Origin of the sequence: Nitrospirillum viridazoti CBAmc, from assembly GCF_000730165.1 — a bacterium.
GTDB lineage: Bacteria > Pseudomonadota > Alphaproteobacteria > Azospirillales > Azospirillaceae > Nitrospirillum > Nitrospirillum viridazoti.
The window spans coordinates 596,038-610,000 of record NZ_CP022110.1; the positions used below are offsets into that span (position 1 = coordinate 596,038).

Consider the following 13,963-nt stretch of genomic DNA (forward strand, 5'->3'; position numbering starts at 1 on the left):
AGATAATTGACTAAGTCAACTAAATGGGCGGACGCCATGGATGGACTGGCAAGCCTCAGAAGAACAGGCGAACGCCCAGCTGCGCCTGGTTCTCGTGCGCCTCAATGGGCAGGCCGACGTTCAGGCGCTGCTGCCGCCGGCTATCGACGTGCACGCCTTCAAGGGTCCAGCGCATCCAGGCCAACGGGCGGTAGGAGACGGCGGCGGTATAGGCCTTGCCGTGCTCATCGAAATGGGGGCGGGTGGTGACGGGCGTATCCTCGTGCGTGCCGAAGGCGTCGAAGCGCCCGCTGAGGCGGAACCGACCCCATTCCTGGCTGGCCAGCAGGTACAGCGCCTGGAAGTGGCCATCGCTCTCGCTGGCGGGGCTGGGGTAGATGCTGGTGCCCCCGCGCATGGCCTGGGCCAGCAGGGTCAGGCCCGCCGCCGGTGTGATCCTGTAGCCGACGCTGTCGAAGTCGGTGTCCCAGGCGTAGGCCCGGCCGTTGGTGACGCTGGGGTCGCCGCGGTTGTCCCAGTGCAGATAGGACAGCTCGCCCCCCAGCGGGTCCGTCCAGCGCCCGCCGGCGTAAAAGCCCGGCTGATGGTCGATCTCCGCGAAGGGCTGGAAGCTGGCGGGTGGGCTGCGGTGCTGGTGCATGGGCACCTCGTCCGGCAGGCGCAACTTGTCCAGCAGGCCAGCCGGCCGCTCGATCAAGGCCCAGCCGCGATAGTCCAACATCTCGCCCGTGCCGTCGTTGCCGGCGAAGACGGCACCGATCAGGTCGAAACGGCTGCCGCCCGGTCCGTCCGGCCGCCAGGTGAGCGTGACCTCCGACCCTTCGGTGCGCAGCTCCTCCCCCACCCAGCTGTTGATGGCGCTGGGCGTCAGGGTGTAGCGGCTGGTCCAGGCGATGCCGTCGTTTTCCAGGGAGATGGGCGGGAAGAAGGCGCCGGCCTTCACCTGCCAGGACAGGGGCCCGGTGGGGGCCGGGTGCCAGCGGACATAGGCCTCGATTATGTCCACCGCCGTGCGCTGCTCCCCCTCCGCCCGCACATGGGTGTAGACGTCCAGGCCAGGGATCAGGTGGGCGGTCGCCGTCAGCGACGCCTCTTCCAACGTGGTGGTGCGCGATCCCGGATCGCCGCCGGTGCGCAGCTTGCCCAGGCCGCCGTCGAAGGTGCTGCGGTCGTCGGGGGTCCGCACCACCCGCGCGTCCAGCAGGCCGTGGAACTCGATATCCGGAAAGCCGTCCGCCGCTTGGGCGGGGGGCGCCAAGGCGGCACCGCCAGCCAGCAGCATCGCGCCGGCGGCCGAAAGGAAAGGCCGCACGCTGACGCGGTGGCTCATGCGCGCGCCTCCCGCAGGGTGGCCTGCCAGGGGATCTCGCCGGCGGCGTGGCTGGCCAGGAAGTCGGCGAAGGCGCCGGGCATCAGAGGGCGGGCGATGTAATAGCCCTGGGCCAGGTCGCAGCCCATCTCCGCCAGCAGGTTCAGGCTGCCGGCGTTCTCCACGCCCTCGGCCGTCACCTTGTAGCCCAGGTTGTGGCCCAGCTCGATGATGGAGCGGACGATGGCCTGGTCCTGCGCCGTCTCATCCAGCGCCTTGACGAAGGAGCGATCGATCTTGATCTCCCGCACCGGCAGGCGGCGCAGATAGGCGAAGGAGGATTGCCCCACGCCGAAATCATCGATGGACAGTTCCACCCCCCGGTCGGCCAGGCGGCGCAGCATCGCGATGGCCGCCTCCGGCTCGCCCATGATGGCGCTTTCCGTGATCTCCAGCATCAGGCGGTCCGCCGTCAGGCCGGTCTCCGCCAGCAGGGCGTCGATGCGGTCCGGCAGGGCGGCGTCGCCCAGGTCGCGAACCGACAGGTTGACCGACATGCGCAAATCATGGCCCGCCGCCGCCCAGGCGGCGGACTGGCGCAGGGCGCGGCGCAGGCCCCAGCGGGTCAGGTGGCGGATGGCGCCCGTCTCTTCCGCCAGGGGGATGAAGCTGTCGGGCGGGACGAAACCGCGGCGGGGATGGGTCCAGCGCACCAGCGCCTCCGCCCCCACCACGCGGCCGGTCTGCGGCTCCAGCTTGGGCTGATAGGCCAGCTCCAGGGCGTCCTGCTCGATGGCGATCTTCAAATCGCCCATCAGCGACAGCCGTTCCGGCCGATGCGGATCAGCGGCATGGTCGTAGAGGCGGACGTAAGGCTCGGCCGCGCGGGCGTTCAGCACCGCCACGTCGGCGTGGCGCAGCAGGATGCTGGCCGTGTCGGATGGCGGCGCGCCCGGGGTGGGGTCGGGGTAGACGGCGATGCCCACGCCGGCCGCCAGGTCCACGGTCACCTCCGCCTCGCCATAGGGCGCCTCGGCATAGGGCGCGTCGAAGGCGGCCACCAGGGCGGGGGCCAGCGCCTGGGCCGCGGCGGCGTCGCGATCCACCAGCAGGATGGCGAAGCCGTGTTCCGACACCCGGGCGATCACCGCGTCGCCGGCGCCGTTGGCGGCCAGGGCGCGGGCCAAGCGGTCGCCGGCGTCACGGGCGACGCGGTCCGCCAGGTCGTGGCCCAGGGTGTTGGTCACCTCGCGCAGGCGGTCCAATCCCACCAGCAGCAGGGCCACGCCGTGGCCTTGGTCGATGGCCTGGTCCACCTGCTCCTCCAAATTCAGGCGGTTGGGCAGGCCGGTGACGGCGTCATGCAGCGACTGGTGGCGGATGTGCTCCTCACGGTCGGCGATGGCCTGGGCCATGTCGTCCAGGGCCGTGGTCAGCTGCCCGATCTCATCGCTGGTGCGCACGGGCGGCAGGGGGGTGTAGTCGCCATCGGCGATGCGCCGGGCCACGGCGGCCAGGGCCGTCACCGGGCGGGTGACGCCGCGCGCGATCAGGCCGATGCCGATCAGCGCCGCCACCAAGCCGCCGGCCATCAGCGCGCCCATATACAGCATGATCTTGCGATAGGGGGCCAGCGCCTCGTCCAGCGGGTATTGCAGCACGGCCATCATGGGCAGGCTGCCCGGCGCGGTGGGGATGGGTGTGGTCAGCACCAGGTATTCGGCGCCATGCTTGGTCAGCAGTTGCGGCTCGGCGGCGGCCATCTGGCCGGGCGCGGCGATCCCCGCCAGCGGTTCCATGGGATCACCGGCGGCCGCCACCACCGACCAGGGCGCGTCCGGCGCCGTCTGGCCGGCCAGGGCGATGTCCTTGCGCAGGGGGGACAGGGCGCGCAGCTCCTCCGCGAAGCGGTCGTCCACCCGCACCAAGATGCAGATCCAGGCGATGGGATCGGGCAGCAGCACCGGCACCACCACCAGGCGGTAGGGCACGCCGTCCACCACGCCGGACGCCGCTGCCCGGCCGGACTCGCCCGCCAGCGGCAGCAGGTCGGGGAAGGCGAAGCGGCCCAGGCCGGTCAGTTCGCGCGGGCGGGCGGTGTCGGCGGCGATGGTGCCGTCCAGGTCGATCAGCAGCATGCGGCTGGCGCCCACGCGCCGGCCGAAGTTGCGCAACGCGCTGATGGCCGTGCCGCTGTCATGCGCGGCGATGGATTGGCGCAAGGCGTAGTCCAGCGACATGATCTTGGCGTCTTCCGCCAGATGGCCGGCCAGGGTGTCCAGATGGCGCGAGAAGGACTGGGCGCTGGTCACCAGCTGCTGCTTGCCCGTGTCGATCAGGGCCGAGCGCGCCACGCCGTACAGAATGACCATGGTGCCCAGCTGCACGACGGCCAGGCTGGCGACCAGGAACAACACCAGTCGATTTCTAAAGCCGAGAGCCACGGGGGCACGTCCTGTCGTTTCTTAGTAACCGCCGCGTTCAGGGTCGACGCCCTGCCGGGTGTCGGGCAGCAGGGCGGGCAGGGTCAGGGTGACCGGGGTGCCCAGCGCCGCAGCGGCAACGGTCTGCTGCGGTGGCGTGCCGCCGGGCTTCAGGCGCGGCTGCCAGGCGGCCACGGTGACACCCGCGGCGGGCAGACCGCCCAGCACGGCCTTGCCGTCCTTGCCCGTGACGGCGGCGAAGGGGGCGGCCGTCACGTACAGGTGGGCGATCATATGGTCATGGATGTTGCAGCCCAGCGCCACGATGCCGGCCTGGTCGAACTTGCGCTGGCCGATCTGCCCGGGCGACAGCACGAACTCGAACTTCGCGGCTTCGGAATAGGAATAGACGTGGTGGCGGGTCAGGTCGCTGTTGCGGAAGGTGACGGTGCCGCCCTTGGGCACCACCATGACATAGGGCACGAAGGTCTCGTCGATCTGGTCCACGATCAGCGGCGACGGCGGCGTGGCGGGCGGCAGGGCGGGGCCGTCCGGCGTGGCGGTGACCACCGCGTCGGCGACGGGATGGCCGGCGCCGTCGACCACCGTGACCGTCAGGTCGGCGGCGGCCGCGCGGACCACGGGGGCCAGCGCCAGGCAGGCCGCCAGACAGGAACCCAGGGCGGTGCCGACCCGCCGGCCGGTCTTCATCATCGCGCGACCGTGATCGGTGCCGCCGGCGAACCCCATAAAACGCCCCTCGAAGGCAGGTTGTTTTTTCGACGCGCAAGTGTGCCACAATCCGCGCGCCGATCCGTGGACATTTTCCCTAAGCACAGGTGCCGGAAAAGTCCATCGGGGGTGACAAACCGCCTCGGCATTCCGGCCCCCCGGGAGACGAAGCGGGAAGGGGAACGGTGCGACGGTGGAATTTAGAATAATTCTAGATTCTCTTGCCGGCCATTGCCTAAGGGGTTACCTTGACCGGCAGACCAGAGAATGGAAGGAAACAAGAATGGCTATCGACATCGGCATCTCCGAACAGGACCGCAAGGCCATCGCCGAGGGGCTCAGCCGCCTGCTGGCCGATACCTACACGCTGTACCTGAAGACCCATAACTTCCATTGGAACGTTACCGGGCCGATGTTCAACACCCTGCACACCATGTTCATGACCCAGTACACCGAGCTGTCGGTGGCGGTGGATGACATCGCGGAACGCATCCGCGCCCTGGGCTTTCCGGCCCCGGGTTCCTATGCCCAGTTCGCCGAGCTGACCGTCATCCGGGAAGAGCGGGGCGTGCCCAAGGCGGAAGAGATGATCCAGCAACTGGTCGAGGGCCAGGAGGCAGTGGCCCGCACCGCCCGTTCCATCTTCCCGGTGGCGGAGGGCGCCAGTGACGAGCCGACCTGCGACCTGCTGACCCAGCGCCTGCAGGTGCATGAGAAGACCGCGTGGATGCTGCGCGCCATGCTGGAAGGCTGACCGGCCGATCAACGGTACTTATGAGAAAGGCGGTCCTCGCGGGGCCGCCTTTCGTTCTTTTTCATGGGACGCGACCACGCCCGGCGCTTGCGGGCACCTTCAACGAAGCGCCGCCTGGCGCTCGATGCGCTCGTGCAGGCCGGCGGGGGCCAGGCCCAGGGCGACCAGGGCCTCCGTCGCCACGAACATGGGGCCGATGAGGGCTTGGAACAGATTGTCCACCAGGGCCGGCTTTCGACCCTCATAGACATGGCCCAGCAGCTGCAGCGCCCAGCCGCCGACGAACAGGCCGCCGGCCAGACCTTGCACGGCGCCGACGGACAGCCGTTCCACCAGCCAGGCCGACAGCAGCACCGACGGCACCACCAGCAGGCCCAGCGCCAGGCCCACGGGGCGGTTCAAGGCGATCCACAGCGTCCAGACCATAGCCGACAGGGCGAGGCCCAAGGTCACCGTTCCCAGGCCCGCCACCTCACCCAGGCGCACCAGGCTGCAGGCCAGCACCACGGAGAAGACGATCACCGGGATGCCCACGGCGTGGGTGGCCTTGTTGCGGCTGTCGCGATGATAGGTCGTGTACATGGCCATCTGGCGCTCGAACAACGTGTCCGCCACCGGCCCCTCCCTGTTGTTCATGTTATCGATCGCTAACCATAGCGCCTTTCTTTCCTCATTGCGCGGCATATCCGGCCTGGTGCCCTTCCACCACGCGGTCCGCCAGGCGTCCCATCAGTTCCGCCAGGTGGTCGAAACGGGCGGTATAACCGCCCAGGCCTAGGGTGAGGGACCGCAGGTCGACGATAAAGTCACCCATGTCCGCCTGGGGGATGTAGGCGGTCACCTGATCCCACCCGGACCAGCCCGGCCGCACGTCGAAGCCCAGGATCTGCCCCCGCCGGCCGCTCAGCAGCCGCTGCGCCTTGGCCGTGAACTCGGTGGGCGTGTGGACCGTGACCAGCAGCACGGGTTCGAGCAGCACGGGTTCCGCCTTGGCCAGGGCCTCCTGCACCGCCATGCGGCCGGCGGTGCGGAAGGCCTGCTCGCTGCTGTCCACGGCGTGGAACTGGCCGCCGGTCAGGGTGACGGACACGTCCACGACGGGGAAGCCCAGCGGGCCACTGCTCAGGGCCTCCCGCGCCCCATCCTCCACCGCCGGGATGAAGGAGCGCGGGATGGCGCCGCCCACCACCTCGTCCTCGAAGCGGAAGCCTTCGCCGCGAGCCAAGGGCGCCACGGTCAGGTGCACGTCGGCGAACTGGCCGTGGCCGCCGGACTGGCGTTTGAAGCGGGCATGCTCCGCCACCATGCGCCGGATGCTCTCGCGATAGGGCACGGCTGGCGGCCGGCCGGCGACGCCCAAGCCGAAACGGCCGCGCAGCCGGTCCAGCGCAATGCCCAGATGCACCGTGCCCTGGCCGGACAGCACCATCTCCCCGTCCTCCATCGCCAGGCGCAAATCCGGATCCTCATCCAGCAGCTTGGCCAGGGCACCGGTCAGCTTCACCTCATCGGCCCGCTGCTCCGCGCGCACGGCCAGGGCGTGCACCGGTTCCGCCGCCGCCGGCCAGGAGAGGGGCGTCCCCGCCTCACCCCTGGCGGACAGCAGGGCACCGGGCTGGGCATGCTCCAGCTTGGCCAGCGCCACCACCGCCCCCGGTCCGGCGCTGGTGATCTTGGTGGGGGTGGCGCCGCCCAGGGCGAAGATGCCGCCCACCCGGTCGGGGCCCAGGGCTTGGCCGTCCGTCACCTCTCCCTGCCAGACGCGGCAATAGGCCAGGCGGCCGCTGTGCGGGGCATGATGGATGCGGAAAGGCTGCACCAGCACCCCGTTGCCCTCCAGCCCCAGCCGCCGCGCGGTCATGCCCACCGGCGGCGCCTCATGCCGCAGGGCCTTCAACAGGCGGCGCACGCCGTGGTCGTTCTGGGCGGAACCCAGGAAGACAGGGACGATCAGGTCGTCGGCCAGGTCGCGGCTCAGCTGGCGGTAGACATCGGCCGGGGGCGGCGACACGTCGTCCAGCAATTGCTCCAGCAGGGCGTCGTCGAAATCGGCCAGGGCCTCCAGCAAATCCTGGCGGGCGGCCCGCTCCCGCGACAGCACGGCGTCGGGCATGGGCACCGCCTCGGACTTGGCGCCGGCGCAATAGCGGTAGGCGCGCTCGCTCACCAGGTCGACATAGCCGGTCACGGTCCGTCCCTGGCGGATGGGCACCTGGCGCAGCACCAGGGGCCGCTGCGACACGCCCTCCAGCGCCGTCATCAAATCGGCCACGCGCACGTCGCCGCCGCCCAGCTGGTCCACCTTGTTCACGAACAGCAGGTGGGGGACGGCGTTCTCATCGAGGAAGCGCAGCAGGGGGGCCAGCATGGCGGCCTTGTCCGGCACCGGCTCGCACACCACCACGGCCACGTCGGCCACCATCAAGGCGCGGGCGGCGTCGCCCGCCAGCTCAATGGAACCCGGACAGTCCAGGATGTGCCAGGGGTCGCCCAGATACGCGCAGGTGTGGACGCTCACTTCCGTGCTCATATGGCGCGCCCGGGCCTCGGCGCTGGCGTCGCCGGCGCTGGTGCCGTCCTGCACGCTGCCCTTGCGGGCGATTTGGCCCGTGGCCATCAACAGGCTTTCCAACAAGGTGGTCTTGCCGCTGAGGTAGGGCCCCACCAGGGCCGCGCACCGCGGCGCCGTTCTTGTGCCGTTGCTCATCCTTAGCCTCCGGATCTGGTTGTCCGGGGCCTGGTGCTGGGCGGTCGTGCCGGGCCGGGGGCGCCTTGGTACGCAGGGACGCTGACGAGATGCTGGCGGTGGAAACGCTGCTGACAGGAACGTTGTTGGCGCCCGGGGAACGGCGGCCGGAACCAGTCCGGGCACCCGCTTCCTCCCGAGGCATGATGACACACCCGCCCCGCCCGGCTGTCGAGTGAAAAGCGCGTCCGGGGCCTATTCGGCGGCACGGCGGACCCGTCTATCGATTCCATAGCCGGCTGGGTCCTTGATATGGACGCGGCCGTTCCCTCTTTATAAGGGGCGCCGGGAATGGGCTGACATCGGCCAGTGCGACGGAAACAAGGGAACGGCATCATGCTGATCAGGACCAAGCGTGACTGGGAATTGCCGGAGTCGGCGGCGACGCCGGAATCGGTCTACATCAACCGTCGCGCGCTCATGGCCGGTGCCGGCGCCATCGCCGGCGGCCTGGCCCTGGGGGGCGCCGCCCGGGCGGCGGATGCCCCAGTGGGCGCCCCAGCGGGCGCCCCCGTGGCCGCCCCGGCGCGCAATCCCGCCTACACGCTGGACCGGCCGGTGACGCCGGAGGCCGCCGCCACCAGCTACAACAACTTCTATGAGTTCGGCACGTCGAAGGACGTGGTGACGGCGGCGCAGAAGATGCCGCTGCGTCCCTGGACCCTGCGCATCGACGGCATGGTGGAAAAGCCCCTGACCCTGGGCGTCGACGACCTGCTGAAGGCCATGCCGGTGGAAGAGCGCCTTTACCGGCACCGTTGCGTCGAGGCCTGGGCCATGGCCGTGCCGTGGATGGGCTTCCCGCTGGCCAAGCTGGTGGCTTTCGCCAAGCCGCTGTCCTCGGCGACCTATGTGGAACTGCAGACCTTCGGCCGCGACACCTACGCGGCACCCGGCCTGCGCCAGCCCTTCTATCCCTGGCCCTATGTCGAGGGACTGACGATGGCCGAGGCGACGAACGACTTGGCCTTCATCTCCACCGGCCTTTACGGCAAGCCCTTGCAGGGTCAGAACGGCGCGCCGCTGCGCCTCACCCTGCCGTGGAAGTATGGCTTCAAGTCGGTGAAGTCCATCGTGCGAATCAGCTTCACCGACAAGAAGCCCAAGACCTTCTGGGCCCTGCTGAACGCCGACGAATACGGCTTCTGGGCCAACGTCAATCCGGCCGTGCCCCACCCCCGCTGGTCCCAGGCGCATGAGCGTTTGCTGGGCAGCAACGAGTCGGTGCCTACGCAGATATTCAACGGCTATGGTGCCCAGGTGGCCGGACTATACAAGGGATTGGAAAAGGAAGCGTTGTTCATGTAGTTGCGTGAACCGGCCATTAACTATATTGGCCGGTTCAAATAATCGCTTGCCGCCGCCACCGGATAATTTACAGTATTGGGGATTGAGAACATCGCCAGGGGGCGTTGGGGTGGGCGAGGGCGTTATCGCCATATTGGAGTTCGGGCTTTTCGTTTTTCTGGCCACCGCCGGAATAAGCGTGGTCGTGTCCCTGGTCGCCCATGTCTATAGCATGGTGCTGGAGCATACCGCCGACGTCAGCGGCCTGCGCCAGCGTCTTGCCCGCTACGCCCGGATCGCCAGCGGGCTGTCGGAGCGGGTGGAGGCGCGCAAGTCCACGGCGGCCGGGGCCGCCACCGTCCTGTTTTCTACCCAGCGCCAGGAAGCCCAGCTCAAGAAAAAGGTGCGGGAGCTGGAGGCGTCGCCCCACCGTTTCGTGCGCATCCTGGGGCATGAGCTGCTGCCCAACCGCCCCTTCGAATTCCTGGTCATGAACAGCTCCGTCTCCCATCAGGTCAAACGGGGGGAGCGGCACGCTTTTTTCGACAGCAGCTGGGCGCGGCCGGTGCCGGTCCATGTCTGGGCCACCAACATGGAAGAGGCGCGGGCGGAGTTTGAGCGCGCCTTTCCCCGGACCTTGGGCTTCAAGATCACCCATGCCCAATCCTTGCCCACCGACGTGGCGCTGACCGACCCGGCCACCATGACGCTGGAGGCGGCGCCGTGAACTGGTTCGGCATCGTCCTGGGTGTGATGATCGTCCTGATCGGCGTGAAGCCCGCCTTTCAAAAGGCGCAGCGCCAGATCAAGCGCACCCGCCGCAACATCAAGGATCTGCAGCGCCGGCGTTTCGTGCTGAGCCAGCAGGTGCGTACCCTGGCACGGGAAAGCCTGTCCCAGCGCCTGACCAGCGCCGCTGACGGTGTGGAATCGGCCGAACTGACCAGCCATGTGAAAGGGCTGACCGACCAGGTCAACAGCCTGGAATCGGTGGACCGCCGCATCCTGGTGACGGATGAGCGGCGCGGCCTGCAGGAAACCGGCTGGATCGTCCTGATCCGCCGCACCGAGGGCCTGCCCATGGAGCCCACCCGGGTGGTGAAGCTGTGGGAGGAGGGGCGCTACTTCTTCTTCTTCGCCAGCGACCTCACGCGGGCCCGGCGCAAGGCGCAGCTCCGTTTCCCCGCCGCCCAGGGCTATGAAATCCTGGACGTGGTGCCGCATGAAGGCGACCTGTCGGAAAATCCGACCTTCGGCGCCAAGAAGCAGAGCGCGTGAGGCGGGCCATGATCGCGCGCCGACGCGGGATCAGCATCCGCCCCTGGCGGTCGCCCAGCTAATTCAAGCCGGCGACATGCCGAATTCGCTCAAGGCAGCCTTCAGCGGCGGCGGAGCGAAAAGGGTGAAGAAAGCGCTTTACAGCCCCCGGACCTTCCCCTATAACCCGCCGCCCTGACCCCAGGGATGGTTGCCCAGCAATCGAACAGCGGGTCGGGCGTCGCAAGTAAAGGCGACATGGTTCTCTGAAAAGTGAAAACATCTAACGCTGCATCAGCCAGTAACGTGGGCTTTGTTGCGAATACGATGATCTGAAGACGGTCTAGATAGATCGCCTTTAGTTCGCCAATTCGCCGCAAATGGCCATATGATGGTTCAGTTGGTATCCGTGATGCCGACGTTGATTTGAAAAAATGAACGACGACAAAAAAGATACTTGACGGCGATGCGATAAGCGATTAGATGTTTGGCCATCGACGCGGTGAACGCCGCACGATGAAACGACGACGAAACGCCGGCCGATGCCGGGTTGGTCGTCCGGCGCCGCGAGCGGCGCCAGGCTCTTGGACAAGTGAACGGAATTCGAGAAGGGATACGCGGGCGGCGGTGCCGACATTGCGATCTGGATCGCAGCAAAGGCAATCAGCCTCGTCCACGTATCTTAAGAACATGCTCTGAATATGTCCCTTCAGCGATGAGGGGAACAGGAACGGACTTGGGTTTGAGGTGTCGACTGAGGTTGGTTTCCGTCGAGGTTCTTGGGCGCCGGCAACGGTGCTTGGGATACCGCACAGAACCTGAGAGTTTGATCCTGGCTCAGAACGAACGCTGGCGGCATGCCTAACACATGCAAGTCGAACGAAGGCTTCGGCCTTAGTGGCGCACGGGTGAGTAACGCGTGGGAACCTGCCCTTTGGTTCGGAATAACTCCGGGAAACTGGAGCTAATACCGGATGAGCCGGTTGGCCGTGGAGGCTGACCGGGAAAGATTTATCGCCGAAGGAGGGGCCCGCGTCCGATTAGGTAGTTGGTGAGGTAACGGCTCACCAAGCCGACGATCGGTAGCTGGTCTGAGAGGATGATCAGCCACACTGGGACTGAGACACGGCCCAGACTCCTACGGGAGGCAGCAGTGGGGAATATTGGACAATGGGGGCAACCCTGATCCAGCAATGCCGCGTGAGTGATGAAGGCCTTAGGGTTGTAAAGCTCTTTCGCACGTGACGATGATGACGGTAACGTGAGAAGAAGCCCCGGCTAACTTCGTGCCAGCAGCCGCGGTAATACGAAGGGGGCTAGCGTTGTTCGGAATTACTGGGCGTAAAGGGCGCGTAGGCGGCTGTTCAAGTCAGGCGTGAAATCCCCGGGCTTAACCTGGGAATTGCGTTTGAGACTGAGCGGCTTGAGTTCGGGAGAGGTGAGTGGAATTCCCAGTGTAGAGGTGAAATTCGTAGATATTGGGAAGAACACCGGTGGCGAAGGCGGCTCACTGGACCGATACTGACGCTGAGGCGCGAAAGCGTGGGGAGCAAACAGGATTAGATACCCTGGTAGTCCACGCCGTAAACGATGAGTGCTAGACGTTGGGGTCCTTAGGACTTCGGTGTCGCAGCTAACGCATTAAGCACTCCGCCTGGGGAGTACGGCCGCAAGGTTGAAACTCAAAGGAATTGACGGGGGCCCGCACAAGCGGTGGAGCATGTGGTTTAATTCGAAGCAACGCGCAGAACCTTACCAGCTCTTGACATCTACTGACCGGTGCGGAGACGCACTTTCCACTTCGGTGGCGGTAAGACAGGTGCTGCATGGCTGTCGTCAGCTCGTGTCGTGAGATGTTGGGTTAAGTCCCGCAACGAGCGCAACCCCCATCTTCAGTTGCCATCATTAGGTTGGGCACTCTGGAGAAACTGCCGGTGACAAGCCGGAGGAAGGCGGGGATGACGTCAAGTCCTCATGGCCCTTATGGGCTGGGCTACACACGTGCTACAATGGTGGTGACAGTGGGCAGCGACCTCGTGAGGGGGAGCTAATCTCCAAAAGCCATCTCAGTTCGGATTGTACTCTGCAACTCGAGTGCATGAAGTTGGAATCGCTAGTAATCGCGGATCAGCACGCCGCGGTGAATACGTTCCCGGGCCTTGTACACACCGCCCGTCACACCATGGGAGTTGGCTTTACCCGAAGCCGGTGCGCTAACCGCAAGGAGGCAGCCGACCACGGTACGGTCAGCGACTGGGGTGAAGTCGTAACAAGGTAGCCGTAGGGGAACCTGCGGCTGGATCACCTCCTTTCTAAGGAATGATCCGGGCATCGGATGGCGTGCGCCGCCGTCTGCGTATCTCCTCTCGAAATATTCTGATCGCATGGTCAAACGCCGGCTTCACGCTGGCGTTTGGTGCGTGTGGCCGGTTGATCTGGTGGTCATAGCGGGGGTCAATACACCCGATCCCATCCCGAACTCGGCCGTGAAAACCCCCAGCGCCAATGGTACTGCGTCTTAAGACGTGGGAGAGTAGGTCGCCGCCAGGTCTACCGACCACACGCGCTTTTCAAGCGAACAGAATAGCTCCGGCAGGAGATCAGCCAGCTTCACGGGAAGCTGGCCGGTTCTTGGACATTGTGAATGAGGTCTTGAGTTTAAACCGAGGGGTCGGTTGTCTGAAGTATTCAGGCGGTCGATCTATCGTAGAACGCACCAGGCCAACTGACGACACCGCACGGGCTTGCCCTTGCGCGTGGCGCCGGGAGGTCGATCAAGTGAAATAAGGGCATCTGGTGGATGCCTTGGCACTGAGAGGCGATGAAGGACGTAGCACGCTGCGATAAGTCATGGGGAGCCGCGAGCAGGCATTGATCCGTGAATTTCCGAATGGGGAAACCCACCCAGCGATGGGTATCTTCAACTGAATTCATAGGTTGGAGAAGCGAACCCGGGGAACTGAAACATCTAAGTACCCGGAGGAAAGGACATCAACCGAGACTCCGCTAGTAGTGGCGAGCGAACGCGGACCAGGCCAGTGGTCAACTTTACATAACCGGAAGCGTCTGGAAAGGCGTGCCAGAGTGGGTGAAAGCCCCGTACGGGTAAACCGGAGTTGATCCTCGAGTAGGGCGGGACACGTGAAATCCTGTCTGAACGTGGGGGGACCACCCTCCAAGCCTAAGTACTCCTCAGTGACCGATAGTGAACCAGTACCGTGAGGGAAAGGTGAAAAGCACCCCGACGAGGGGAGTGAAACAGTTCCTGAAACCGGATGCCTACAAGCAGTCGGAGCGTCCTTGAGGCGTGACGGCGTACCTTTTGTATAATGGGTCAGCGACTTACAGTATGCAGCGAGCTTAAGGCGATAGCTGGAGGCGTAGCGAAAGCGAGTCTGAATAGGGCGCTTTAGTTGCATGCTGTAGACCCGAAACCTGATGATCTATCCATGGCC

Annotated in this window: 9 protein-coding genes and 3 rRNA genes (1 of these 12 cut by a window edge); 7 read left to right on the top strand and 5 right to left on the bottom strand. The window is 66.1% G+C overall.

Going from position 1 to position 13,963, the window contains the following annotated elements; all coding sequences use genetic code 11:
- Positions 1-55: 55 nt before the first annotated feature.
- The 3 genes from Y958_RS02810 to Y958_RS02820 are packed head-to-tail and all read right to left on the bottom strand — an operon-like array spanning position 56 to position 4,482.
- A complete protein-coding gene (locus tag Y958_RS02810; protein ID WP_088870826.1) occupies positions 56-1,330 on the bottom strand; it encodes a hypothetical protein in 1,275 nt (424 codons plus the stop codon).
- Positions 1,327-3,726, bottom strand: coding sequence for a putative bifunctional diguanylate cyclase/phosphodiesterase (locus Y958_RS02815; RefSeq protein WP_145727931.1), 2,400 nt, complete (start codon positions 3,724-3,726; stop codon positions 1,327-1,329). Before Y958_RS02815 ends, Y958_RS02810 begins: the two co-directional genes overlap by 4 nt.
- A 48-nt stretch (positions 3,727-3,774) precedes the next feature.
- The gene (locus Y958_RS02820; RefSeq protein ID WP_088870828.1) at positions 3,775-4,482 is read right to left on the bottom strand and encodes a cupredoxin domain-containing protein; all 708 of its coding nucleotides are present in this window, start codon (positions 4,480-4,482) and stop codon (positions 3,775-3,777) included.
- A gap of 265 nt (positions 4,483-4,747) precedes the next feature.
- Here Y958_RS02820 and Y958_RS02825 point away from each other — a divergent pair, with 265 nt between their 5' ends.
- Positions 4,748-5,218: a Dps family protein gene (locus tag Y958_RS02825; RefSeq protein WP_088870829.1), complete on the top strand. Its 471-nt coding sequence runs from the start codon at positions 4,748-4,750 to the stop codon at positions 5,216-5,218.
- A 99-nt stretch (positions 5,219-5,317) separates the two neighbouring features.
- Here the strand turns inward: Y958_RS02825 and Y958_RS02830 are convergent, their stop codons facing one another.
- Positions 5,318-5,833, bottom strand: coding sequence for an Mpo1 family 2-hydroxy fatty acid dioxygenase (locus Y958_RS02830; protein WP_186291234.1), 516 nt, complete (start codon positions 5,831-5,833; stop codon positions 5,318-5,320).
- Positions 5,834-5,888: 55 nt separating this feature from the next.
- Positions 5,889-7,925, bottom strand: coding sequence for an elongation factor G (locus Y958_RS02835; protein WP_088870831.1), 2,037 nt, complete (start codon positions 7,923-7,925; stop codon positions 5,889-5,891).
- A 375-nt stretch (positions 7,926-8,300) separates the two neighbouring features.
- On the opposite strand from Y958_RS02835, the gene msrP reads away from it, so the two are divergent.
- The 6 genes from msrP to Y958_RS02865 form a co-directional block, all read left to right on the top strand.
- Positions 8,301-9,272, top strand: a complete 972-nt coding sequence (gene msrP / locus Y958_RS02840; protein ID WP_088870832.1) for a protein-methionine-sulfoxide reductase catalytic subunit MsrP — start codon at positions 8,301-8,303, stop codon at positions 9,270-9,272.
- Positions 9,273-9,450: 178 nt separating this feature from the next.
- A complete protein-coding gene (locus Y958_RS02845) occupies positions 9,451-9,978 on the top strand; it encodes a hypothetical protein (protein WP_145621909.1) in 528 nt (175 codons plus the stop codon).
- Complete coding sequence (locus tag Y958_RS02850; protein WP_040849748.1) at positions 9,975-10,529, top strand: hypothetical protein; 555 nt, start codon at positions 9,975-9,977, stop codon at positions 10,527-10,529. The genes Y958_RS02845 and Y958_RS02850 overlap by 4 nt, the downstream gene beginning before the upstream one ends.
- 793 nt (positions 10,530-11,322) lie before the next feature.
- Positions 11,323-12,820, top strand: a 16S ribosomal RNA gene (locus Y958_RS02855).
- A gap of 122 nt (positions 12,821-12,942) precedes the next feature.
- Positions 12,943-13,058: ribosomal RNA gene (gene rrf / locus Y958_RS02860) — 5S ribosomal RNA — on the top strand.
- 222 nt (positions 13,059-13,280) lie between these two features.
- A 23S ribosomal RNA gene (locus tag Y958_RS02865) occupies positions 13,281-13,963 on the top strand (it continues 2,072 nt past the right edge of the window).
- Together the 16S, 23S and 5S rRNA genes form the textbook arrangement of a ribosomal RNA operon.